Origin of the sequence: Pseudomonas sp. GZD-209 (genome assembly GCF_049310485.1) — a bacterium.
Taxonomy (GTDB): Bacteria; Pseudomonadota; Gammaproteobacteria; order Pseudomonadales; family Pseudomonadaceae; genus Aquipseudomonas; species Aquipseudomonas sichuanensis.
Window position 1 is genome coordinate 1 of sequence record NZ_JBMOWQ010000086.1, and the last position, 24,429, is coordinate 24,429.

At 66.0% G+C, this 24,429-nt stretch carries 16 protein-coding genes and 1 pseudogene; 5 read left to right on the forward strand and 12 right to left on the reverse strand.

Annotation, left to right across the window (positions count from 1 at the left end; translation table 11 throughout):
* The first annotated feature begins 52 nt into the window (after positions 1-52).
* Positions 53-1,303 carry an IS256 family transposase gene (locus ACO6VM_RS11235; protein ID WP_401061024.1) on the forward strand — a complete coding sequence of 417 codons (1,251 nt, stop codon included), beginning with the start codon at positions 53-55 and terminating at the stop codon, positions 1,301-1,303.
* Between the two features lie 218 nt (positions 1,304-1,521).
* On the opposite strand, the gene cprA is transcribed toward ACO6VM_RS11235, so the two are convergent.
* Positions 1,522-2,679, reverse strand: a complete 1,158-nt coding sequence (gene cprA / locus ACO6VM_RS11240; protein ID WP_401057152.1) for a cationic peptide resistance protein CprA — start codon at positions 2,677-2,679, stop codon at positions 1,522-1,524.
* A 684-nt stretch (positions 2,680-3,363) separates the two neighbouring features.
* Here cprA and ACO6VM_RS11245 point away from each other — a divergent pair.
* Complete coding sequence (locus ACO6VM_RS11245) at positions 3,364-4,413, forward strand: DUF4434 domain-containing protein (RefSeq protein ID WP_401057153.1); 1,050 nt, start codon at positions 3,364-3,366, stop codon at positions 4,411-4,413.
* A 1-nt stretch (position 4,414) separates the two neighbouring features.
* Here ACO6VM_RS11245 and ACO6VM_RS11250 read toward each other — a convergent pair whose 3' ends face one another.
* The 11 genes and pseudogenes from ACO6VM_RS11250 to wecB form a co-directional block, all read right to left on the reverse strand.
* Complete coding sequence (locus ACO6VM_RS11250) at positions 4,415-5,548, reverse strand: acyl-CoA dehydrogenase family protein (protein ID WP_258646640.1); 1,134 nt, start codon at positions 5,546-5,548, stop codon at positions 4,415-4,417.
* The gene (locus ACO6VM_RS11255) at positions 5,549-6,208 is read right to left on the reverse strand and encodes an alginate O-acetyltransferase AlgF (protein WP_401057154.1); all 660 of its coding nucleotides are present in this window, start codon (positions 6,206-6,208) and stop codon (positions 5,549-5,551) included.
* Positions 6,205-7,677, reverse strand: a complete 1,473-nt coding sequence (locus ACO6VM_RS11260; RefSeq protein WP_401057155.1) for an AMP-binding protein — start codon at positions 7,675-7,677, stop codon at positions 6,205-6,207. Before ACO6VM_RS11260 ends, ACO6VM_RS11255 begins: the two co-directional genes overlap by 4 nt.
* Before the next feature lie 33 nt (positions 7,678-7,710).
* Complete coding sequence (locus tag ACO6VM_RS11265) at positions 7,711-7,944, reverse strand: acyl carrier protein (RefSeq protein ID WP_125464092.1); 234 nt, start codon at positions 7,942-7,944, stop codon at positions 7,711-7,713.
* 18 nt (positions 7,945-7,962) lie between these two features.
* On the reverse strand, positions 7,963-9,537 hold the full coding sequence (locus tag ACO6VM_RS11270) for an MBOAT family O-acyltransferase (RefSeq protein ID WP_401057156.1): 1,575 nt from the start codon (positions 9,535-9,537) through the stop codon (positions 7,963-7,965).
* The gene (locus tag ACO6VM_RS11275; protein WP_401057157.1) at positions 9,527-10,654 is read right to left on the reverse strand and encodes an alginate O-acetyltransferase AlgX-related protein; all 1,128 of its coding nucleotides are present in this window, start codon (positions 10,652-10,654) and stop codon (positions 9,527-9,529) included. The genes ACO6VM_RS11270 and ACO6VM_RS11275 overlap by 11 nt, the downstream gene beginning before the upstream one ends.
* Positions 10,655-10,657: 3 nt before the next feature.
* Positions 10,658-11,653, reverse strand: coding sequence for an alginate O-acetyltransferase AlgX-related protein (locus tag ACO6VM_RS11280; protein ID WP_125858631.1), 996 nt, complete (start codon positions 11,651-11,653; stop codon positions 10,658-10,660).
* Positions 11,654-11,664: 11 nt separating this feature from the next.
* Entirely contained in the window at positions 11,665-14,445 is a 2,781-nt protein-coding gene (locus tag ACO6VM_RS11285) for an NfrA family protein (RefSeq protein ID WP_401057158.1), read from the reverse strand.
* Between the two features lie 77 nt (positions 14,446-14,522).
* Positions 14,523-16,169: pseudogene (locus ACO6VM_RS11290) on the reverse strand (glycosyl transferase family protein); the annotation flags it as partial.
* Positions 16,170-16,185: 16 nt separating this feature from the next.
* Entirely contained in the window at positions 16,186-18,366 is a 2,181-nt protein-coding gene (locus ACO6VM_RS11295) for a hypothetical protein (protein WP_401057159.1), read from the reverse strand.
* A gap of 300 nt (positions 18,367-18,666) precedes the next feature.
* The gene (wecB, locus tag ACO6VM_RS11300; RefSeq protein ID WP_401057160.1) at positions 18,667-19,803 is read right to left on the reverse strand and encodes a non-hydrolyzing UDP-N-acetylglucosamine 2-epimerase; all 1,137 of its coding nucleotides are present in this window, start codon (positions 19,801-19,803) and stop codon (positions 18,667-18,669) included.
* Between the two features lie 196 nt (positions 19,804-19,999).
* Between wecB and ACO6VM_RS11305 the strand changes: the two genes are divergently transcribed.
* From ACO6VM_RS11305 to aspT, 3 genes are read left to right on the forward strand one after another with little or no spacing between them, the layout of a single operon-like run.
* Complete coding sequence (locus ACO6VM_RS11305) at positions 20,000-21,082, forward strand: AI-2E family transporter (RefSeq protein ID WP_401057161.1); 1,083 nt, start codon at positions 20,000-20,002, stop codon at positions 21,080-21,082.
* Positions 21,083-21,098: 16 nt separating this feature from the next.
* Positions 21,099-22,715, forward strand: a complete 1,617-nt coding sequence (locus ACO6VM_RS11310) for a mechanosensitive ion channel family protein (protein ID WP_401057162.1) — start codon at positions 21,099-21,101, stop codon at positions 22,713-22,715.
* Positions 22,712-24,397 (forward strand): aspartate-alanine antiporter, encoded by a 1,686-nt coding sequence (aspT, locus tag ACO6VM_RS11315; RefSeq protein ID WP_422403254.1) that lies wholly within the window; start codon positions 22,712-22,714, stop codon positions 24,395-24,397. The genes ACO6VM_RS11310 and aspT overlap by 4 nt, the downstream gene beginning before the upstream one ends.
* The last annotated feature ends 32 nt before the right edge of the window (positions 24,398-24,429 follow it).

Consider the following 24,429-nt stretch of genomic DNA (forward strand, 5'->3'; position numbering starts at 1 on the left):
GAGGGTGTCAGAAATTTTGTGTTCGGGCATACCATGAGTAAGAGGTGCATGTATGCCAACCAAAAAGAAACCGCTTCGAGAGTTACCGAAGGTCCCGAAAGAGCTGCTTGAACAGTTTTCCGCGACCCCGCTGATGACCGCCGAGGCCATTGAGGAGGCCTCTGCCGCCTTCAAGAAAGCACTGATCGAGCGAGCCCTGAACGCCGAACTTGGTCATCACCTGGGCTATCCTCCGGGCGCGCAGCGCCCAGAGGATGAGACCAACCAGCGCAATGGCACGAGTGGCAAGACTGTGCTGACAGGCGATGGCCCGCTACGGCTGGATATCCCTCGGGACCGTGACGGCAGCTTCTCGCCCATTCTGATCCCCAAGCATGAGCGCCGTTACACCGGATTCGATGACAAAATCATCGCCATGTACGCCCGTGGAATGACGGTCAGAGAGATACGGGCCTTCCTGTCCGAGCAGTATGGAACCGACGTTTCACCCGATTTCATCAGCTCTGTGACAGACGAGGTCATGGAAGAGATTGGCGCGTGGCAGCAGCGGCCACTGGAGCCGATGTACCCGGTCATTTTCTTCGATGCGCTGCGGGTGAAGATCCGCGAAGAAGGCCTGGTGCGCAATAAGGCCATTTACCTGGCGCTGGGCGTTCTTCCCGACGGGACGCGCGATATCCTGGGCATCTGGATCGAGAACACCGAGGGTGCAAAGTTCTGGATGAAGGTCTTTAACGATCTCAAGAAGCGTGGCGTCGAGGACGTGCTGATTGCCGTGACCGACGGCCTCAAAGGCATGCCAGAAGCCCTCAGCGCAGTATTTCCAGAGACGACGTTGCAGACATGCATCGTGCACCTGATCCGCAACAGCCTGGACTATGCGGCGTGGGACAAGCGTCGAGAGCTGGCCAAAGCGCTGAAACCGATTTACCAAGCCATCAATGCCGAAGCGGCTGAGCAAGCACTCGATGAGTTTGAGAGCGGGCCGTGGGGCGAGAAATATCCGACGGTGGTGGCTGCCTGGAGGCGCGCCTGGGATCGAGTGATTCCATTTTTCGTCTTCCCACCGGCCATCAGGAAGGTGATTTACACCACCAACGCCATTGAGAGCATCAATGCTCAGCTACGCAAGATCATCAAGACCCGGGGCCATTTTCCGAACGATGACGCAGCCACCAAACTGATCTGGCTGGGGCTGCGAAACATCACGGCGAATTGGGGCTCGGCGGCGCATGATTGGAAAAGTGCAATGAATCAGTTTGCGATTCTGTACGGAGATCGGTTCATCAGGCCGACCTGGTGAAAATCATGGCCTGCCTAGCGGCAGGCCATTACCGGCCCGAACACAAAAAAACTGACAGTCCCGAGGGCGCTGCAAAAACACCGCCAGGCACCTGGTGGCCTTCACCCAATCTCCCGCCAGACACCCGGTAGCCTCCCCCAACCCCAAGCCCATAAAAAAGCCCGGAGCAGGTTCAACCCTGGCCCGGGCAAGCGCGTGTGACGGAGCAGAATGACGGGTTACTTGAAATCCGCCTGCATCTGGGTGGCGATGCTCACCCCATTGGACGACCTGACGCACACGTCCAGGTAGTCAGTGAAACGCGGCGGCACAGCGATGCCTTCTTCCAGCAACCGGCTGTTGTCGAACAGGTAGTTCAGATCAGCAAAACCGCTGTACAAGCGCAGCGCGCGCAGTACCAGGCGCGGGTTGGCCGGGCCGATGCGCGTGGCGAAGCTGCCAGCCAGGGACTTGAGGTCATCCACATCGACCTTGCGATAGCGCTCGCCAACCGGCTCGGCACCGTTGGCCTGGGCAAACGCCTGGTCGATCTCGGCAAAGGTGCAGGCCGAGCTGTGGCCGGCGGAGATGTGGTACAGGTCGTGGTTGAGCTGGGGCTTGCGTGCCAGGCCGATCAGCGCCTCGGCGCAGTAGTCGACCGGGACCACGTCGATCTGCTCGTCGAGCCCACAGGTGAAACTCTCCAGCGCAAAGCCCATGCGGAATACCCAGAAGATGCTGCCCGACGCCTGGCAGCCCAGGCTGCTGTGGCCGACCACGATGGACGGGCGCGCCACCACCAGCGGCAGGCCTGGCAGTTCTTCGCGCATGCGCCGCTCGATCTCGGCCTTCGAGGCGGTGTAGTCCACCAGTTGCTGCTCGGCCTCGGGGAACTCCCACGACTCGCTGATCGGCGACTCGCGCTGCGGGCCGCAGCTCATTGCCGTGCCGACATGCAGGAAGCGCTTCAGGCGCGCAGAGCGGCTGAGTACGTCGGCGAAGGCGTAGGTGCCCTCGACATTGACCGGCCAGATGGTCGGGTTCTTCGAGAACGAAGCCACGGCGGCGCAGTTGATCACCCGGTCGAACTGCATCAGGCGCGGGGTTTGCCCGGCCAGCCAGGAGGTGTCGAGCAAGTCGCCACAGAGGATCTGTGATTCATCCAGTGCCAGGCAGTCGGTCTGGCTGACGCCATGTTGGCGCAGGTTGGCGCGCAGGCGTTCGAGGCCTTGCGCGGGCGTGTCACCGCGTACCAGGAAGGCGAGGGTGGGGCCCTGGCCGTCGGCAATCAGTTGGGCGGCGACCGACCCACCGAGGAAACCCGTGGCGCCGGTCAACAGAATGTGCTCGCCCGAATCGGCGGCGGTGAAGACTTCACCGTGGTTAAGTGCGTTCATGGTTTACCTCGGGGGATAGAGTGATGCGCATTTGAATTGATGCAATGTCAACGTAATGTGAATACGGTGTAGGTAATAAGTTGGTGCGTCAGCATGGCAGGGTGTATCGCCAACTTTAAAAGCGAGTCAGAATAATCGTCGAATAAGGGCGTGCGCCGCCGAAAGGCTTGCAGGGCATGGCGTGCAGCGCGCTAGCGGCTATTGTCCATGCCGAGGTTTGACTTTTCAATCACGCAAATGGGAGAGGTGTGCGTGTTTGTGTGAAACAATTTTAATAAGTGTGAAAGATCGTAAGGTTTCATGAATGAACATGTAATTTTGTTTAAGTTTGAAATGCTTCAGGTTTTGTTCAGGTAGTTAATATATATATGTGCTAATGCAGCGACCGTGGGTATTGGCAGTTGGGCGAACTCGACGACCGCGCACACGCAGGGAGTACAAATGTGCTCTATGCGGGATGACGCCACTCCGTGGCTGTTCAATCACGGAAAAAGTACACGCGCACAGATGATCACAGCGCCAGCCATCGGTAACGATTTAGGCTCTGAAGGAATAGTTTTGTGGGAGCGGGCTTGCCCCGCGATGGAGTGCTAAGTGCTTCTGTGCCCGATATCAAATACGCCGTGAATTCGGGCTTTGCTGCCTCGTCGCGGCAAATCGCGGGGCAAGCCCGCTCCCACAACGATGGATAACCATACTTTTCGTACAAAACCTAAGGTAGGCTGCTGCGTTCCAGCACCATGTCACGAAAAGGACCTCACCATTTCCGCTCCCACCATCAGCCGCCGCAGCCTGCTGTGCCTGCTGGCCACCGCACCCATCCTCGCCAGCCTGCCGGGCTGCACACGCTCCACCGGCCTGCAGGGCAGCTTCCTGCAACTGTGGAAGAGCCATGCCGACCTCAACCCGCAGCAATGGCGCCAGCGCCTGGAGGCCATGGCCGACATGGGCTGCCGCACGGTGACGCTGCAGTGGGTCGGGCTGATCGGCGGGCAATCGCCGTGGATGATCCCCGAGGACATGCTGCGCAACGTCTTCGACATCGCCCATGAGCAGGGCATGCAGGTACAAGTCGGGCTGCCGTTCGACAACGCCTGGTGGCAGGCCCTGTCGGCAGACGCGCAGGGGCAGGCGCAGTTCTTCGCCAAGGCCCTGGGCGAGGCGCAGGGCTACATGGCGGCTGCGCCCTGGCCGCAGCACCGCGCCTTTGCCGGCTGGTACATCCCCTACGAACTGGAGCAGTACCACTGGGCCAGCGCCGACAGCCAGCAGCGCCTGGCCGGCTGGCTGGCGGCGATGTCTGACAGCACCCGGCAGCACAGCGACCGTATCCCGTCGATTTCCACCTACCACAGCGTGCTGCCCACCGAGGGTTCGCTGCTGCAGCTATGGCGCACGCTGCTCGACACCACCGCGCTGCGGCCGGTGGTGCAGGATGGCGTCGGTGTGGCCGGCTGGGCCAACCTGCAGGCCATCGAGCCACTGCTGCTGGAGCTGCGCCGGCGCAAGGTGCCATTCGATGTGGTCGTGGAGTTGTTCGAGCAGTTGCCGTCGGAAAAAAACGACGGCACCGACTTCAAGGCACGCTCGGCGGATTACGCCCGGGTCCAGCGGCAGTTGGAGTGGGCCCGCACCACGGGCGCCGATCAGGTCGTGGCGTTTGCCCTCGACCCGTGGGCGCTGGGGGATGACCCGCGCGCCCGCAGGCTGCGTGAGGATTGGCTGCGCGGCTGAATCAGAGGCTGCGCCCGATGATCTCGCGCATGATCTCGCTGGTGCCACCGAAGATCCGCAGCGCCCGGGCATCGGCCCAGGCACGGCCGATACCGTACTCGCTGCTGTAGCCATAACCACCGTGCAGCTGCAGCAGCTGGTCGAGGATCTGCCCCTGGATTTCGCTGGCATTGAGCTTGGCCATGGCCGCCACCACCGGGTCGAGGCTGCCCTCGATCAGTTGCCGTGCGCAGTCGTCGAGGAACACCCGCAGCATGGTCAGCCGCGAACGGGCATCGGCGAGGATGAAGCGGTTGTGCTGATGGTCGCTGACCCGCTTGCCGAATACCTTGCGTTCGCGGGTATAGGCCAGGGTCTGCTCGAGCATGCCCTCGGCATGGGCGGCGGCGCGCAGGGCAATGGCCAGGCGCTCGCGGGCAAGCTCGCGGCCCAGGTATTCGAAGCCTGCGTTTTCCTCGCCCAACAGGCAGTCGGCGGGCACTCGCAGCTCGTCGAAGAACAGCTCGCAAGTGTCCTGGGCATGCTGGCCGATCTTGGCCATGGCCGGGCCCTTGCTCAGGCCCGCCAGGCCCGCTTCGACACAGAACAGCGACAGGCCGCGGGCGCCCAGGTCGGGCTCGGTGCTGGCAACCACGATGATCAGGCCGGCGTTGACGCCGTTGGTGATGAAGGTCTTCTGGCCATTGAGTACATAGTGCTCGCCGTCACGCCGGGCGCGACAGCGTATGGCCTTGAGGTCGCTGCCGGCGCCGGGTTCGGTCATGGCGATGGCGCCGATCAGTTCGCCGGCGGCCATGGCCGGCAACCAGCGGTCTTGCTGTGCCGGGGTGCCGAGGTTGTACAGGTAGGGCGCGACCATGTCGGAATGGATCGAAAAGCCGATGCCCAGGCAGTTGGCCCGGGCCAGCTCCTCGATCACCACCACGGCATGGCCGAAGTCGCCACCGGCGCCATAGGGGTCGGGCAGCGCCGGGCACAGCAGGCCTTGGGCACCGGCGTCGCGCCAGAGCGCGGTAGGCGTTATGCCCTCACGCTCCCAGTCGGCGTAGTGGGGCAGGATGCGTTCCTCGACAAACCGCCGGACCTGGTCGCGAAACAGCAGGTGATCGTCACGAAAGAGTGGGCGCATGGCAATTTACCGGGTATAGGGGGCGGTGCTGCTGAGCTCGCCGCGCAGCACCGGTTGTTCGGCACTGCCGGTGAGGAACAGCGCGTAGTGGTCGCCCGGTTGCAGCTGCGGCAAGGGCAGTGGCTTGGCCTGGGCCGCGCCGCAGCCGGCGGTCAGGGTGGCGCTCACCGGGTTGATCGCCCGCGCCTGGCTGGTCTGCGGGGGCACGTCGGCGAACAGGGTCGGGCCGGCCTGCACTTGCAACTGGCCGGCAGGGCAGGCGCTGGCCAGGTTGTAGAAACGCAACTCGGCCTTCAGGGCATCGTCGCTGGCGGCGCTGTCGTCCAGCACCAGCAGCTTGCCATCGTGCAGCACCAGGCTCTGGTAGCTGTCGGCGGCCACGCTGAGGGTGCCGGCGCTTTTGCCGGCAATCAGCACGGTGAACGGCTCGCCGCCCTTGACCACGTTGTAGCTGCTGGCCAGCTGGCCGGCCGCCAGCTGCTGCGCCGGGTTATGCCCGACTTGCACCTGCACGCCGCCAGCCGCTGGCTGCAGCACGCGAACGAACGCCGAGCCAGCCGGTGGGCGCGGCGCATACAGCTGCGCCAGCTTGCCCTCGGCCTGGGCGACGGTGGGCAGTGCGCTGCACAGCAGCAGGGCGCCTGTGAGCACGGCGAGGGCTTTCATACAGTCTCCTTGGGGCGTTTTACCCGGGCTTGCTGGTACAGCTCGGCCAGGCGCTTGCGGTCGACCTTGTCGGACAGGGTGCCGGGGAAGCGGCCGCAGGCCAGCAGTTCGGACGGGATCATATAGGACGGCAGGCTGCCAGCCAGCCGTTGTTTCCAGTCGGCCAGGGCCTCGGGCAACGGGCCCAGGGTGGCCGCCGGCAGGTGCCCGGGGGTTTCGATGAAACCGACCATGCGCACCAGTGCACCGTCGGGGCGGCGCAGGGCAATGGTGGCGGCGCTGTCGACCCCTGGCAGGCTGGCCAGCCCGGCGTCCACTTCGCCCAGCTCGATGCGGTAGCCATTGAGCTTGATCTGGTCGTCGCGCCGACCATGGAAGAACACCCGGCCTTGCGCGTCGATCTCGGCCAGGTCGCCGCTGCGGTAGGCGCGCTTGCCGTTGTGCTGGAACAGCACGGCCTCGCTGAGGTCTGGGCGATTGAGGTAGCCACGCATCACGTGGTCACCGGCAATGCACAGCTCGCCGTCGTCGAGGAACAGCTCGGCATAGGGCTTGGCCCGGCCGATGGACAGCGGCTGGCCAGCGTTCTCAAGCGGCGGCAGGATTTCGATCCAGGTGGTTGAGCAGGTGGCTTCGGTCGGCCCGTAGGAGTTGATGATCCGCGCCTCGGGGAAGCGCTCCCACAGCTGATTGGCCAGGGTCGGGGTCAGCGACTCGGCACCGAACACGAACACCTGCAAGGCGGGCAGGTGGCGGGCGTCGAAGGCGTCGTTGAGCAACTGCTGACGGACGAAAGACGGCGTCGAGGCCCACACCTGTACCTGGCTGTCGGCCAGGTAGTCGACAAAACCCTCGGGGTCGCCGATCACCTCGCGCGGGCACAGCACGCACTGGCCACCCAAGGCCAGCGCTCCGCACAGGTCGAACAGCGAGAAGTCGAAGCTGAACAGCATCTGGTTCATGAAACGCGGGCGTTCGCCCAAGGCCAGGCAGTCGCGGATCCAACCGGCGAACAGCGCCAGGCTGTCGCGGCCGATCTGCACGCCTTTCGGGTCGCCGGTGCTGCCGGAGGTGAACATGACGTAGGCCAGGCCCGCCTCGGCCAGCGGTGCGGCGCAGGCCACGCCTGCGCGGAACTGGTCCTGTTCTGCGTCGTAGCAATACCCGGCGCCCACCAGCTCGATGATGCGCTGCAGGCGTTGCGGCGGGTTGATGCTGTCCAGCGGCACATAGGTCACGCCCAGGCGCACGCAGCCGAGCATGGCCACGACGAATTCGATCTGCTTGTGGCCGCTGAGTACCAGCGCAGTGCCGGGCAGGACGCCCTGCGCGCGGGCACGCAGGGCCCAGGCCTCGACGGCCAGCTGCAGGCCGGCCCAGTCCAGTACCCGATGGGCGTCGCGCAGGGCAGGGGCGTCGGCGCCCTGGTGGCAGTCGGCGAACTCACAGCGGTCGAAATCGAAGTGCATCCGGCACTCTCCTGGGCGGTGGCCTGTGCAGGCTCAGCGGTTGTTCTGAACGAAGGCGGCGAGGGCGTCGAGCGACTCCAGGTGCTCGTCGATTTCGGTGGCCGGCACTTTGACGCCGAACGCATTCTTCACCGCCATGACGATGTCCACCGCGGTCATCGAATCGACCAGGCCGGACTCGATCAGCAGGTCGTCGTGGGCCACCGGGGTGCCGACCACGTTTTCGATGATTTCGGCCAGTTGTTGCTTGAGGGCTTGTTCGCTCATGTCAATCACTCCACGGAGTCAGAATTGGAAGTACAGGAAGCGTGCTTCCTTGTGCAGGTTCATCAGGCACAGCGCCAGCAGCAGCGCCATGATCAGCAGCCATTTGAGGGTCGGCGCCCAGCGCAGCGCGGCCGGGCCGTCGAGCTGCGCGCGGGCCAGGGACGGCGAGAAGCCGCCCATGATCTGTTGCGAATTGGGCAGGAACCAGGCCACTGCCAGCACTGCCAGTACGTGCAGCGCCTCCAGGTGGCGGCCCGCCAGCAGGCGCCAGGCGTCACCCCAGGCGATACCGGCCGGGTACAGTACCTCGGGCAGGCTGCCCAGGCCACGCAGGCCGAACATGCCCTCGATCAGCAGCACCGCATCATGGGTGGACTCGGCGCGGAAGAAGGCCTGGGCAACGATCACCGCAGCGAAGGTCAGCAGCACGTAGCCCGCCACTTTCAGCGGGTGCTGCGTGGCTTTTTTGTTGCGCCCGACCACGAAGATGCGCCAGGCATGGTTGATCGACAGGTAGGCGGCATGCAGCAGGCCGAAGATCAGAAATTGCACGCCGGCGCCGTGCCAGATGCCGGCCAGGCCCATGGTGAAGGTGGTCGGCAGGATGATCGCCGCAGCGAAGCCGCCCGGCGTTGCCGCGCCCTGGGTGCCGACCGGCAGCCCGCGCTTGCCGCGCCACTCCGACACCGCCATGGCCACCGGGTAATACAGGTAGGCGGTCAGGTAGCGGGTCAGGGTCATGTGCCAGCGGGCCCAGAAATCGATGATGTTGCTGGCCTTGTACGGCGAGTTGAAGTTCAGCGGGAAGCGAATGCCGAACATCTTGGCCAGGCCCAGAGCCATGTCCGAATAGCCGGAGAAGTCGAAGTACAGCTGCAGTGCGTAGGCGATGCCGGTGCCCCACGCCGCCCAGAACCCAAGGCTGCCAGGGTCGGCGAAGCCGGCGTCGGCATAGGGGGCGATCGGGTCGGCCAGCAGCACCTTCTTGGCCAGGCCGATGACGAACAGCATGCCGCCAACGCTCAGATTCTCGGCGCGGAACCGGTAGTTATCCGGCTGGGCGAACTGCGGCATCATTTCCTTGTGGTGCAGGATCGGCCCGGCGATCAGGTGCGGGAAGAAGGTCACGAACAGCACATAGCTGAGCAGGCTGCGTTCCTTGACGATGCCGGCGCGGCAGTCGAGCAGGTAGCCGATCTGGGTGAAGGTGAAGAACGAAATGCCCAGGGGCAGGATGATGTCGTCCAGGCGGGTGCCGGCCAGGCCCCAGTCCTGGGCGAAGTTCACCAGGGTGACGAAGTACTTGTAGTGGAACAGCAGCGCAATGTCGGCGCCGACCCCGGCCGTGGTGATCAGCAGTTGCAGGCGTGGGCGCCCGGCCGTGCCGAGGATGGCCAGGCTGACCAGGTAGTTGAAGGCGATCGAGCCGATCAACAGCAGCACGAACTGCGGGTTCCACCAGCCGTAGAACACGATCGAGGTCACGCACAGCCACAGCGCGGCGCCGCGCAGGCTGCGGGCGGCGATCAGGTAATGGGCGGCCAGGGTCAGCGGCAGGAACAGCAGCAGGAACAGGTAAGAGTTAAAGAGCATGGTCAGCCTGCGGTTCAGGTAGCGTTGCCAGCACGGCGCGCTCGTCGGCGGTCAATGGCAGCGACAGGGCGCTTTCGGAGAATTCCCAGATCACCAGCTTGAGGCTGGCTGGCCAGCGCTCACGCTTGCCCAGCGCGGCCAGCAGCGCACCGCTGAACTGGCCGCCGTCCAGGCTCTGGTTCCACACCTGCTGGCCAAGGTTGCGGCCCAGGCGTTCGGCAAAGGCGCTGCGCCGGCCGTTGGAACTGCCCGCCAGCAGCACCTGCACCGGCGGGGTGTCGTCGAGCAGGCCGCCACCGCGCTGCACCTGGATCTGCTGCGGGTGTTCGTCTTCCACGGCCGGGCGCCAGGCGCTGGCGGCGTGTTCGAGGCCGGCCAGCACGATCAGGTCGCCCATGCGCGGTTGCGCCGCGCCAACCTGGGAGCTGGTGAACAGCTGGTCGCGCTTGCCATCGAGCAGCGCCAGGGCGCTGGCGGCCACGGCATCGGCGGCGCGCTGGGCGCCGTCGGCATTGAGGTGCACATCGGTGCGGAAGAACTGCGGCGGGGTTTGCGCGCCGTGGGCCAAGGCCGCACCGAGGTCGGCATAGGGCACGCCCTGGCTGGCCAGGCTGGCTTGCCACTGGCCCAGGCGCGCCTGCAGTTGCGGCGACTGCTGCAGGCCACAGAGGGCCTGGCTTTCGATACGGGATTTGTCCGGCACGGCCACCAGCAGCACCTGCAAGCCCTGGCTGCGCAGTTGCCCAACCCAGTGCTGCATCAACCGCAGGCGCGCTTCATAGGCACCTTTGACGCCGGCCTGGGCGCGCAGCCCGTCGCGGTAGAACAGCCAGCCCGGGCAACCCTGTACCACCTGATCGCCGAGGTCGCCGAGCAGGCGATAGCGCACAGCCGCGCTCAGGGTGTCGGCGTTTTTTTGCAGCTCGGGTTGCAACGCATCACCCAGGGCCTTGCCGGCCTCGCCGTCGAACCAGGCCGCCGGCTGCAGCTGCGCGGCATCGAGCTTGCTGTTGAACAGCAGCCACAGGCCGCAGGCCTGGGCCAGCAGCAACAGGCCGATCACCGCGGCGGTGTAGCCACGGTGCGAAGGGGTGACGGGGCTCGCCTGTTCAGCCATGGCTCACTTTCCGGCAGCGGCGCGCAGGCGCTGGCGCCAGCTGTCGGCGCTCATGATCGAGGCGTTGTCCCACAGGCCGCTGGCCTGGGGGCCCTGGGCGTAGGTGGGCTCGAACATCTGCCACACCAGCACTTGCGGCGGATTGCGCTTGAAGTCCGCCGACTCCAGGTACTCCAGCAGCATGATCCACTGGCCGACGTTGCCGGGCTTCCAGTTCACCGACACTGGGCGGTCGATGCTGTTGGACAGTTTTTGCGGGAAGCCGAAGTACGGCTGCACCATGCTGTGGCCGGTCACGTGCAGCGGCGCCGGGGCGTCGTCGAGCAGGCCGTTGGCCGCAGCCTGACGGCGCACGGTGAAGGTTTCGCGGCCGGTCTGCTTGCGCTGCTCGGGGGTGAGGAAGCGCTCGGCCAGGTCGCCGTAGCGGCGTTCTTTGAACTCGCTGCCCAGCTGCATGCCACTGCCGGCGGTGCCCTTGAGCGCCGGCACATCGCGGCGGGCCTGCTCGGCGGTGGCTTGCGCCGTGGCGTCGGCGGCGGCCTGGGTCCAGTGCTGGTCGGTGCGGTAGAACACGTCCTTGCCGCCGTCCTTGAGCTGGCGCAGCACGGCCTCGTCGTCGATGGCGCTGATGCCGGCCTTGCGCAGGCTGGCCAGGATGGTCTGGTAGCGCTGCTGCACGGCAGGGCTCAGGGCTTTGCCGGCGGGCAGCTTGTCCTGGTAGAAGCGGGTCTTGTCGGGCAGCACCAGCACTTGCAACTGCACGCCGCGCGCGGCCAGGGCCTGCTGGGCGTCCTTGATCAGCGCGGTGGAAGCTTCGATGCCGCGGCTGTCGACCTCGGTGAGGCTGCCCCAGCCAGGGAACAGCCAGCCGTCGTTGCCACGCAGCACGATCGACGAGTCATCGGCCTGGGCGGCGGGCACGGCAAAACCGATGCTTGCGGCCAGCAGGCTGGCGGCGAGGCCTTTGAAAGAGCGGGTGAGCACAGAAGACGGCAGCATGGCGGGGGTCCTCAATACGACAGAGTCAGGTTCATGAACAGGCCCTCGGCCCGGTCGGAGGCACCGCCGCCAATGGCGAAGCGGTATTGGGCCGTCCAGTCCAGGTAGGAGCGGGGCGTATGGTAATGGTCTTCACGGAAGTAGTAGCGCAGGGCGACGCCAGGGCCGGCGGCCATGGACCAGGAGCTCTGATCGCGGGTCATGGAGTATTTGCCGCTGTCGATATCGGCCAGCAGGCCGCTTTTGCCCTTGAGGTCGGTCACTTCGTCTTTCTGCCAGATCCAGTCGGCAGCGCCAACCACATGCGGGAAGAGCACCAGGTTTGGCGAAATCTCGGTCAGCCGGAAGCTGCGCCCCAGGCGAACCTCGTTGCTGAGGAACAGCTGTTTGCGCAGTAGTTGGCCATCGGCCGTGCCCAGCGCTCGGGTACGCGAGCCTTCGTTGTCAACGTCGTACAGCGTGTACTTCGCGGCGTTGTCTTCCAGCGAATAACCCAATTGCGAATAAGCATCCACGGTCCACCAACTGCGCTCCATGCGCAGTTCGGTGCCACGGTAGAAACCGTAGGTTGCATAGGCTAGCCAGCCGCCGGCGCTGTCGTCCTTGAGTTTGTAAGTCATCAAGGCGCCGTTGATACGTGCTGCCGGGTCTTGGTTCAGTGTGTTGGCATCCTGAACGGTTTGTTGAAACTCACAGCGCACGCTGTTCTTGCCGGGGTTCGCGGTGCCTTCGCGGGTCGCCGAACCGACCAGGAAGCGCCGTTCGAGGCCGAACGTGAAACCGGTATCGGAAAGCGAATAACGCATGCCCAGGGAAGCAATGGTGCTGGGGAAGCCACTGACTGATTTCGAATCGGTCGAACCGTTGTCGTCCAGTGCCTGGTGGCTGCAAGGGTCGATTGCACCGGCCGATTTGAAGCGGCCACCTTCATCCCACAGGGTATTGCTCATCCGCCCGTAAACCTCCAGCACGCCGTTCTGGTCATTGAACTGGCTGGGCCGCCAGTACAGCTCGGCGGTGCTGAAGATCGAGTCGCCGGCCGAGCTTTGCCCGGCGTTGGCGATGGTGGTGCTCGGGCGCGCGCCGCGGTAGCTGGCGGTCACGGTGGCACCCCATTCGCGGTCATAGGCGGTGATGGCGCTGCGGGTGTTGTGGCGCTGCTGTTCATCCAGCTGCAGGGTACCGGCATCGTCCATGTCGATGGCGTGCTTGAGCTGGCGAACGGCGGCCGGTTTTTCACCCATGGCCGACAGCGCATAGGCCTCGTCGAGCACCACGGTCTTCGGTGCCTTGCCGGTGTCGCGGGCGGCGCGGAAGTCCTCACGGGCGCGGGCGGGCTGGGCGGTGCGCATGCGCAGGTAGCCGCGCTGCATCAGCAGCTCGGCGTCGCTTGGGGTACGGGCGATGGCGTCGCTCAGGCGCTGCTCGGCTTCGGCGGCCTGCTGCGGGTTGCCAGCGGCCAGGGCGGTGGTGAGCAGGCGCTGGAACTCGAGGTTGTCCGGGTCCTGTTCGACGGCCTTGCGCGCCTGGGCGATCGCTTCCTGGTAATCCTGGCGGGCGTAGGCGGCATAGGCCTCGGAGGCCGGGCCGGCCGCGCCGCCGGCATCGGCGGGCAGCAGTTCGCACTGGGTGCCGTAGGGGGTGTCCTGGCACGACTGGCGCGGCGCCGGGTAGGTGCTCAGGTTCAGCGCGGTGGCCGGGGTGCGAGCGTCGGCCAGGGCCTGCTGGCGTTTGGCTACGGCCTCGTCAGTGGCGTCCATGGGTGCCAGCAGGGTCGTGGCGCGGGCCTTGTCACCGCCGGCCAGGGCCGCGTCGATGGCGATCAGGCGCACGTTGCGCAGTTGCTCCTCGTCTAGCCAGTCCTGGGCCAGGGCGCTGTCGAAGTCGCTGTCGGCCGCCTGGGCGTTGCCCTGGTACTGGCGCAGGTAGCCGCGCATCACCAGCATCACGGTGCTTTCGTCATCGGCTTCGAGCGCTTGGTTGGCGGCCTGCTCGGCGGCGGCGGGCTGGTTGTCCAGCAGCAGCACGGTCACCAGCAGCAGGCGGTGGCTGGCGATGTCCGGCGCCAGGCGCACGGCTTCGCGGGCCAGCGGCACGGCATCGCCGGGGCGGTTGGCGATCAGCGCCTGATAGGCCTGCTCGGCCGGGCGCACGGCCATGCGTCGGTTCAGGGTCTGGCGGCGGGCTTCCAGGTCGCTGGTGTTGGGGGCGCCCAGGCTGATCGCGGTGCCGGCGGCGGTGGCGGCCTCGGCCCAGCGTTGCTGCGCCTCCAGGCTGTCGAGCCAGAGCAGGGCCCAGGCACCTTGGCTTGGGTCGGTGCGGAACGCCCGCTCGCCATCGCGCTCGGCGGCGGCCATGTCACCGGCGTTGTAGGCCGCGTAGGCCTTGGTCGCCAGCGGGAAACCACGCTGGTAAGCCGCCGAAGGGGCCGGGCCGCTGGCGGCCGGGGCATTTTGCTGCAGGTTGGTCACCGCCGCCTGCAGGCCGGGGTCGCGCACGCCGCGCTTGAGCGCGCTTTGCGCAGCCTGGCGGGCTTCGTTACGGCGGCCGAGCTTCTGCAGGGTGTAGACCTTGAGCAGGTTCAGCCGGGCCACGTCCGGGCGCAGCTTGAGGGCAGCATCCACCTGTTGCAGGGCATCGCGGTAGCGCCCCGACTGGTAGCTGCGATAGGCCTGGTCGGCCTGTTCCCAGGCCACGCCTTCAAGCGGCACCTCGGCGGCCAGGGCGGTGGGCAGGTTGGCGCAGGCAAGCCAGGCACCGAACAACAGGATGGCGGGGCGAGCAGGGGTCATGTCAGTGCGGCAGCCTGGGTCTTCTTCGCCGCCGTAGCGGGTGTGGTTTCGGGGATGGACGCTGCGGGCTCGCCGTTTTCCTGCTGGAACAGGATGGCCTCGTTGAGCGTGTCCGCATCCAGGTAGCCGTGCTCGAGCAGGATCTGCCCCAGCGGCTTGTGTTCTTCGGCCTGGGCTTTGAGGGCCTGGGCCAGGATATCGTCGTCGATGGCGCGCCACGACAGCAGCAGTTCGCCAAGGCGCATGCGCTGCTGGTGCAACTGGTCGGCCGAGGGGAAGTCGTGCATGGTCTTGTCCCAGACCAGCTTCTTGCCCAGGAACAGGTAGCCCAGGTACAGGCGCCAGGCGCGTGCCGCGGCCATGGCATTGATGAAGTTGCCGATGATCATTCGCGGCCCCGACAACAGGGCGTGCTCCCAGCCATACAGGCGGCCGACGAAGTACGCGCGCTGCAGGATACGCAGGCTCAGGGCCAGGGTGTTGGCCCACATCAGGTCGAGCAGCAGGCTGTTGGGCGAGAACACCGACGGGAAGAACACCTTCCAGTGGCCGGTGGCGCTGATCCCCAGGAAGATCAGGTGCTGGAACAGCAACACGTAGGCGAGGATGGCGACGAACGAGGTGATCAGGCCCTTGCGGTCGCGGAACAGCAGGTACTTGGTCGCCAGCGAGCCTTCCCAGCCCACCTGGCTCCAGCCTTGCAGGCCGATGCCCAGGGTCCAGCGGGCCTTTTGCCGGTAGGCAGTGCGGAAGGTGTCGGGGAAATACTCACGCACGCCCAGGGGCATGTGTACGGCGACCATCTTTTCCCTGCCGTTGCCGAACCAGGTGGTGCGCTTGGCCACGTAGTCCACCGGGAACTTGCCGAAGATCTGCTTCATGCCGCGCCGCGCCAGGCGTGCGCCGATGTCGTAGTCCTCGGTGAGGGTGTCGGTGTTGAACGGCTGGTTGTTGGTCTCGGCCGACAGCTCCAGCAGCGCCTTGCGCGAGAAGCAGGTGCCGACGCCGGCCGAGGGCACCATGCGCGACATGCTCTCGCGCACCACCAGGTCCTTGGTGTGCCATTCGGCGAACTCGTCCATGTAGGTGCCGGCCACCAGCTCGTACCAGTCACGCTCCAGGGAGGTGACCGGCAGCTGGACGAAGTCGATGCGTGGCAGCAGGTAGTTGAAGTAGTGCAGCTCCAGGCGGTGCAGCACGTCTTCGCTGTCGTGCAGGATCATCCCGGCGAAGGGCTCGGGCATGCGCGCGTCCTGGGCGAAGATCGCCTGGATGATCCAGTTCAGGCAGTCGGCCTTGCAGGTCGGGCCGTCATGGGGCACTTCGACCCGGATCAACTGCTTGTAACGCCGGCGCATGCGCTCCACCTCGTCGATGGTGCGCTGGTCGTTGCAGTAGGTGCCGACGAAGATGTAGTAGTTCTTGTAGTCCAGCGAGCCGACCATGTTCTCCAGCATCGGCGCGATCACGTCGTACTCCAGCCACGCCGGGATCATGATCGCCAGCGGCTGCTCGGGCTTGGCGCGCAGTTGCTCCACCGTCAGCGCCTGGTAGCGCTTGCGGCGGATCAGCAGCTTGCGGTACGTCTGGCGCACCCAGTACCAGGCATCGATGAACAAGTCATCGAGGCTGGACAGCAGGATCAGCACACCGACGACGGCGGTGACGATCTCCAGCCCCCGGTAATACTCCGCCAGCAGGTACGGCCAATAGAGTGAGAACATGCGCGCTAACCCCGGCTTACTTGCCTTTGTGCTTCAAACGCAGCCGACGGGCGACTACACCCAGCAGCACCAGCAGCAGGACGACGCCGGACAGGGTGGGCAACGCCCACACCAGTTGCTTGCGCCACTGGTGGAACGGCGTGCCGGCCAGGTTGAGTTCCGGGTCGGTGGTGTCGACCCAGGTCAACGGGCCTTGCTCGCCAATCACCACGGCATTGCCCTGGGTCAGCAGGAACGGCACCTGCGGCACCATGGCCGGGTTGCCCAGGCTGTTCCAGAGCACGCCGTGCTGGCCGCTGGAATCGACCACCGACAAGGTGCCCAGGCCTTGCGGCCCCTGCAGGTCGAGGGCCAGTTGCTGGTTGCCCTGGGCCTGCAGGCGCTGCAGCTCGGCGACGCCCAGCAGCGGCTTGGCGCCGGGCAGCTGTACATCCACGGCCAGGAACGGCCGCGACGGCGCGACGTCTGCCTTGCCGTCGGCCAGCACCAGCTCGGCGTTGACCGGCGACAGCGAGGCGGCGCTGGCCAGGCGGATCAGTTTGCCCAGGTTGGCCACCGGCGTTTGCAGGACGGCCTGGTCGACGATCACCTGGGGTTTGCCGGCCAGCAGCGGCAGCAGGCCGATGAAGGTCCCGTCGGGTTCGGCGTCAGCCGAGCTCAGGTAGCTGCTGGGCAGCACGTTGACCGGGTAGGCCTGAGGGATCTCGGCGCAGTTTGGCGAGCTTGGCTGGCGCTGGAAGCGCACCTGCACGGTATTGGTGACGCCCAGGGCGTAGCCCGGGATGCGCGCCTTCAATCGCTCGGGGCTGCCATCGGCATCCAGTTGCGCGGCGTTGAGCAGCACGTTGTTCCAGATCACCGAGGCGACCGGCGGGGTAGGCGAGGCGCCCGGCGCGGCGGCGAGGTCGAGGTTCAGTTCCCCCGGCATGCGGCCGTTGTTCGACACGGCGCTGAGCGGGAAGGTGGCAGTCCACTCGCCACGGCTGACCACATCGAAGGTGCCGAAGTTGCCGCCCAGGGCGCTCAGGCGCAGATGGCCGTGATCGTTGCGCAGCGCGTCACCCACTTGCTTGACCTGCGCCTCGCGCGACACCAGCACATTGCGCCAGCTCGCGTCGAACACGCCGGCGGCCTTGGCGCCGGCGTCGGCAGCCACGGCCACCAGGGCTTGGCGGCCCAGGCTAAGCAGTTGCAGTTGCTGGCTGGGCAGGGCGCCTGTGGCCAGGCTGGCCTTTTGTTTGCGCCATTGCGCCAGGGCGGCGAGGGCGGCCTGGTCGTCCTGCAGCTGTTGTGCCAGGGCGTCCAGGGCAGTGTTGAGCTGTGCCACCAGCGCGCTGTCGGCGATGGCCAGGTCGGCGCGGATCGCCGGGGCATCGAGCAGCAGCAGGGCACCCAGCTCGGCCGGGCTGGCCAGGGTGTGGTTGGCCTGGCCGGTCAGGGCGGCGAAGGCCGGGACTTTCGCCAGGGCCGCTGGCACTTCGATGCCGGCCAGCGACACGCTGTCGCCGACTTGCGGCAAGGCACGTACCTGGGCGCGGCGGGCGCTGCGCTCCAGGGCCACGCCCAGGCGCCAGGCGCTGTCGAAGCTGTTGCGCTCGAGCGCGCCGGCCGCGACCAGAATCACCGGCTCACCCGGCAGGCTGCTCCAGGCTTCAGCCAGGCTGCCCAGGGCCGACATCGAATAGCGGTAGCTCAGGCGCGTCTGTGGCGACAGGGTCAGCACGTTGGCGGTGGCCCGTGGCGGGGCGCAGAAGTCCTCCGAAACCGGTGAGCTCCAGTCCAGGCTGAAATTGACGAAGCCACTGGTGTGTTTGCCGCTGTCCACTGCCAGGGTGCGGCTGAGGTCGCCCTCGGCGCGGTTGACGCGTTCGGCCACGCGCGGCTGGCCATCGACGGCCAGGCGCAGGGTGGCGGGCTGCTCTTCACCCTTGATGAACTGGCCCTTGAGTTCGATCTGCGCATCGCTGATCGCCACGCCCTTGGGCACCGGCAGGAAGAACGCCTGGCGGTTGTCGGCCTGGTCGAGCACCACTGGGTTGGTGATGCCCAGGTCCTTGAGCGAAACGCTGCGGGACACCCAATCCTGGGCCATCAGCGCTTGCAAGGCATCGCTGGCAGGGGTGGCATGGGCGAGGATCGGGGAGGTAAGGGCAGTGCCCAGAACGGCGAACTGCAAGCGGCGAGTCGTGTGGCTCAACGATCTAGTCCTTGAAGGTTCAGTGGCGTTGGCAGCGCATCGCAGGCGTGCAAACGTGTGCGCCGACAGGCTTTTTAAGGCGCAGGTCTTCGCGTGGCTATTCGGGTAATCAGTGACGATGGGGGAAGCGAACGCTGTCAAACGGTCGTTCGAGCGCGATGCCACTTCGTCAAGACATCGGATGCGTACTCTCTAATATCAAAGTGCCCATGTCAATATTTTGATGCTTTTTTGTAAGAAAATTCGACCGGCGACGTCAGAGCAAATGACGTCGCCGTTTTATTGACGCTTATGCGCCATTCAGCGCACCTGGAAGGGCGTGAACGGGCGCCCGAGCAGGGCATTGACGATGCGCTCGCTGGCGTTGCCGTCGCCATAAGGGTTGACGCTGCGCGCCACCTGGGCATAGAGCGCGTGATCATCCAGCATGGCCTGCACCGCCTGGACGATCCGGGTACTGTCGGTGCCCACCAGCTTGACCGTGCCGGCGGCCACGGCTTCCGGGCGCTCGGTGGTGTTGCGCATGACCAGTACCGGCTTGCCCAGGTGCGGGGCTTCTTCCTGCACGCCGCCGGAGTCGGTCAGCACCAGGTGGGCGCGCTGCATGAACCAGACGAACTCCAGGTAGTCCAGCGGGTCGATCAGCTGCACGTTGGGGTTGTCGCCGAGCACCGTCATGACCACATCGCGCACCTGCGGGTTGAGGTGCACCGGGTAGACGATCTGCACATCGTCGCGCTTGGCCAGTTCGCCCAGGGCCTGGCAGATCTGCCGGAAACCGTCGCCGAAGTTCTCCCGGCGGTGGCCGGTGACCAGGATCAGCCGGCGGCTGGCGTCGAGCCACGGGTAGCGGCTGGCGAAGCCTTCGCCGATCTCGGGTTCGCGGTCGAGCTTCTGCAGGATCAGGTCCAGCGCGTCGATCACGGTGTTGCCGGTAATGTGGATCTGCCCCTGCAGGTTCTCCTGCAACAGGTTGTTGCGCGAGGTGACGGTGGGGGCGAACAGCCAGCGGGCCATCACGTCCACCACGCGGCGGTTCATTTCCTCGGGGAACGGCTGGGCCAGGTCGCCGGTGCGCAGGCCGGCCTCGACATGGCCGATGGCGATACCGCGGTGGAACGCGGCCATGCTGCAGGCGGCGGCGGTAGTGGTGTCGCCGTGCACCAGCACGCAATCAGGCTTGAGTTCGTCGAGCAGGGCGTCGATGCGGGTCATCAGGCGGGCGAACAGGCCATTGAGGGTTTGCCCCGGGACCATCACATCGAGGTCGTGGTCGACCGGCACGGCAAACAGCTGCAACACCTGGTCGAGCATCTGCCGGTGCTGGCCGGTGCTGCAGACGATGCTTTCGATACCCTCGGTCCGGGCCAGGACCTTGACCAATGGCGCCATCTTGATGGCTTCTGGGCGGGTGCCGAACAACGTCAGAACTTTCATCACGCACGACTCCACTATTAAACGAACGGTTGAATGGCGCGGATGATACCGGATTGATATTGCAGTGCATTGATCTGATGCCAGAAGACGCAATTTATCCTGCGCCCTGTCGCCGTTTGCGACTTGCCGGTGCCGTACTAGGCTGCTGGATACCCGTGGCGGGCGTTGCCCCGCCACTGACCAGGAGGTGTGGCCCATGTTGCCTTTGCCTAACGAGCTCAAGCTGTCCCGGGCGTTGCTGGACGTGCTGATACGCGCAGGCCTGGTGGCCGCGCTGGTGGTCACCTGCTTTGCGGTGTTCCGCCCGTTTCTGAGCCTGATGCTCTGGGCGGTGATCCTGGCCATCACCTTCTACCCGCTACATGGGCGTTTGCGCGCCAGGCTTGGCTTGAAAAGCGGGCATGCGGCCAGCCTGATCATCCTGGTCACGCTGCTGATCCTGATGGTGCCGATCTACCTGCTGGGCGATTCCATCGCCGCGTCAGTGTCCGCGGCGATGGAGCTGTTCAAGAGCGGGGCCTGGCATGTGCCGCAGGCCAACCCGGCGGTGGCCACCTGGCCGCTGGTGGGGCCGCCGCTGTATGGCTTCTGGCAACAGGCGGCCACCGATGCCACCAGCCTGATCCAGACCGTCACCCCGCACCTCAAAGGCATCGGCATGGTAGTGCTGAGCAAGCTGGCCGGGGTTGGCACCGGTTTCTTGTTGTTCATCGGCGCGTTGATCCTGTCGGGCGTGGTCATGGCCTTTGGCGACAACGGTGAGCGCAGCGCGGTGCAAATCGCCACGCGCATCTCCGGCGCCGAACGCGGCCCTCTGATTGCCGAGCTGTGCACCGCGACCATTCGCGCGGTGGCCCAGGGCGTGGTCGGCATCGCCTTCATCCAGATGCTGCTGGTGGGGCTCGGTTTCGTGTTCATGGGCATCCCCGGCGCCGGCCTGCTGGCCATTCTGGTGCTGCTGCTGGGCATCATGCAGTTACCGGTGTTGCTGATCACGCTGCCGGTGGTGGCCTTTGTGTTCTTTACCGAAGGCGCCAGTGTCGGTGCCGTGGTGTTTGCCGTGTACAGCGTGCTGGCCGGTATGGTCGACAACGTGCTCAAGCCCCTGTTGCTGGGGCGCGGGGTGAATGTGCCGATGCCGGTGGTGCTGATCGGAGCGCTGGGGGGCATGGTCGCCGAAGGCATCATTGGCTTGTTCATCGGCCCGGTCATCCTGGCCATCGGCTACATGCTGTTCTGGCAGTGGGTTGAGCAGGGGCCGGCCGTTGGCAACGCGTGATCGAGCGAGGGAGCCCATGGCTAAGCGAATCGTCGCAGGGTGCTGTCTGCTCGCGCTGCTGTTGATCAGCCTGACCAGCCAGGCCAACGAGCAGGCCAGCGTGGCGGCGGCCGAGCCTGCCGAACTCAAGGTCGCCAACCGCAGCATCATGGTGTTCCATGCCACCGTGCTGGGCGAAGCGCCTGCCGCCAGAGCCCGGCGTGCCGAGGCGGTGATCAATGAGCGGTTGGATGAAGGCGTGGACAGCACGGTCAGCCTGGACACCGTCCAGGACAGTTTCCTGGTGCTGCTGGGCGACCGCCGGGCCTTCATCGTCTCGCCCAAGGACCTGATCGGCACCGACCTCGATACCCGGCAGGGCGCCGAGGCCGCCGCGCAACGCCTGCGCCAGGTGGTCGACGAGGCGCAGCAGGCCCGCAGCCCGCGTTTTCTGCTGACCGCTGCCGGGCTGAGCGCCGCCGCCACGCTGGTGTATATCCTGCTGGTCAAGCTCTGCGCATGGCTGCACCACAAGGCCTTGTCCTGGCTGCCCAAGCGCGTGCGCAAACACGCCAGTGCCTTGCGCATCGGCCACACGCAGCTGGTCGATTCCAGCAACCTGTACCCGCTGTTGCGGCGCCTGCTGGCCCTGGTGCGCTGGACCCTGGTGCTGTTGCTGACCTACGAATGGCTGAGCTTCGTCCTGCAGCGCTTCCCCTACACCCGGCCCTGGGGCGAAAGCCTGAACCTGTACCTGCTGGGGCTGCTGCGTCATGTGCTGACGGGCATCGTCGACGCAATCCCGGGGTTGCTGATCGCCTTGCTGATCTTCTTCATCGCCCGTGGCATCAGCGCCTTCAGCAAGCGCCTGCTCGAGCGCCTGGCGCGGCCGGGCTCGATCAGCTGGCTGACCCAGGAAACCCTGCAGCCCACCACCCGGCTGACTTCGCTGGCGATCTGGCTGTTCGCCCTGGCCATGGCCTACCCGTACCTGCCGGGCGCCGACACCGAAGCGTTCAAGGGCTTGTCGGTGCTGATTGGCCTGATGATCTCGCTGGGCGCCACCAGTGTGGTCGGCCAGGCCGCCGCCGGGCTCATCCTCACCTATACCCGCACCCTGCGGCCCGGGGAGTACGTGCGCATTGGCGAGCACGAGGGCACGGTGACCGAACTGGGCATGTTCACCACCACCATCCGCACCGGGCTGGGCGAGGTGCTGACGCTGCCCAACTCGATGATTACCGGCGCGGTGACCAAGAACTACTCGCGAGTGGTGCAGGGCCAGGGCTATGTGGTCGACACCACGGTGACGATTGGCTACGACACGCCCTGGCGCCAGGTCGAGGCGATGCTGCTGGAAGCGGCGCGGCGCACCGATGGGGTGCTCGACTCACCCCGCCCGCAAGTGTTCCAGACCGCCTTGTCGGACTTCTACCCCGAGTACCGCCTGGTGGCCCAGGCCGTGCCCAGCGAGCCCCGGCCGCGGGCCGAGCTGCTGACGCTGTTGCACGCCAATATCCAGGATGTGTTCAACGAGTTCGGCGTGCAGATCATGTCGCCGCACTACCTGGGGGACCCTGCGCAAGAGAAGGTGGTGCCCAAGGAGCAGTGGTACAGCGCGCCGGCGGCTGAGCCCAGGGACACGCAGCGATGATCGACTTCCTGCTTGCGGCACTGCGTTCGAGCCCGGAAATCGCGGTGTTCCTCGCCATTGCCCTGGGCATGTTGCTGGGCCGGGTGCGGCTGGGCAGCTTCCACCTGGGCTCGGTGGCCGGGGCGCTGCTGATGGGCCTGCTGATCGGCCAGATCGGCCTGGAGGTGCCGCAGGCACTGAAATCGGTGTTCTTCGTGCTGTTCATCTACGCGGTCGGCTTCAAGAGCGGGCCGGAGTTCTTCGGCAGCCTCAACGCCGGCACGCTCAAGCTGGTGCTGTTTTCGGCGGTGCTCTGCCTGGTGGCACTGGGTAGCATCCTGCTGATGAACCTGGTCTTCCACTTCGACGCCGGCTTCACGGCGGGCCTTGGCGCCGGCGCGCTCACCGACACGGCGATCATGGGCACGGCCAGCAGCGCCATCGCCCACCTGCCACTGGCCGAGGCGGACAAGGCGCAGCTCAACAGCCACATGGCCATCGCCTACGCCATCACCTACCTGTTCGGCACCGTCGGCTTGATCGTGTTCGTCGGCACCATCGCCCCCTGGCTGTTGCGGGTCGACCTGCGCGAAGCGGCCCGTGCGCTGGAGGCGGAGCTGGGGATCGACAATCAGGACGACGCGTTGAGCATTCCCTACACGCGCATCGTTGTCCGCGCCCATCGCCTGCAGGCCGCCGGGCTGGCCGGCTCGAGCATTGCCGCGATCGAACGCCTGCACCCTTCGTTGAGCGTGGAGCGGGTGGTGCGCGGCGATCAGGTGCTCGAACGCGACCCCGCCCTGGTGCTGCAGGCCGGTGACATCCTCGGCATCTATGCCTTGCGCGAGGCGGTCGGGGGCCTGGCGTCGATGGTCGGGCCGGAGGTCGACGACCCGCGGCCACTGTCATTCCCGACCCGGTCGGCCGATATCGTCCTCACCGCGCGGGCCTTTCATGGCAAGACCGTGCGCCAGATCCGCCAGCAACTGGCCGGGGCAGGGCGCATGGGCTGCTTCATCGACAGCGTCAGCCGCCAGGGCCTGGAGCTGCCGCTGCTGGCCAATACCGTGCTGCGGCGCGGCGACGTGATTGCCCTGACCGGGCGCACGGCCAGTGTCGAGGCGCTGGCGGGCGCATTGGGGCGCATACGCGAGCGCACGCACAAATCGGACATCGCCGTGCACAGCCTGGGCATGGTCGGCGGCGCGCTGCTGGGCATGCTTTCGACCCATATCGGCATGATCCCGGTGGAGCTGGGCATCGGTGGCGGGGTGCTGCTGACGGGCCTGCTGATCGGCTGGTACAACTCACGCCACCCGGACATTGGCGGCCTGCCACCGGCGGCGCAATGGGCATTCTCCGAGTTCGGCCTGACTGCGTTTGGCGCGGTGGTGGGCTTGCTGGCGGGGCCGGCGGCCTTCGAGGCCATGCGCGAGCAGGGCTTGGCACTGTTGTTGTCGGGCATGCTGGTTACCTTGCTGCCACCGCTGGTGGCCCTGTATTTCGGGCGCTACGTGCTGCGCCTGCACCCGCTGATCCTGCTCGGCGCGCTGGCCGGCGCACAGACCGAGGCGGCCTCTATGAACAAGGTCATCGAGATGTCCGGCAGCCATACGCCGGTGATCGGTTTCACGGTCTGCTACGCGATCTCCAACGTGCTGCTGGCGGTATGCGGGCCGATTATCGTGGCGTTCGCCAGCTGAACCTTTAACACCCGATACGACAGCCCGCAAAG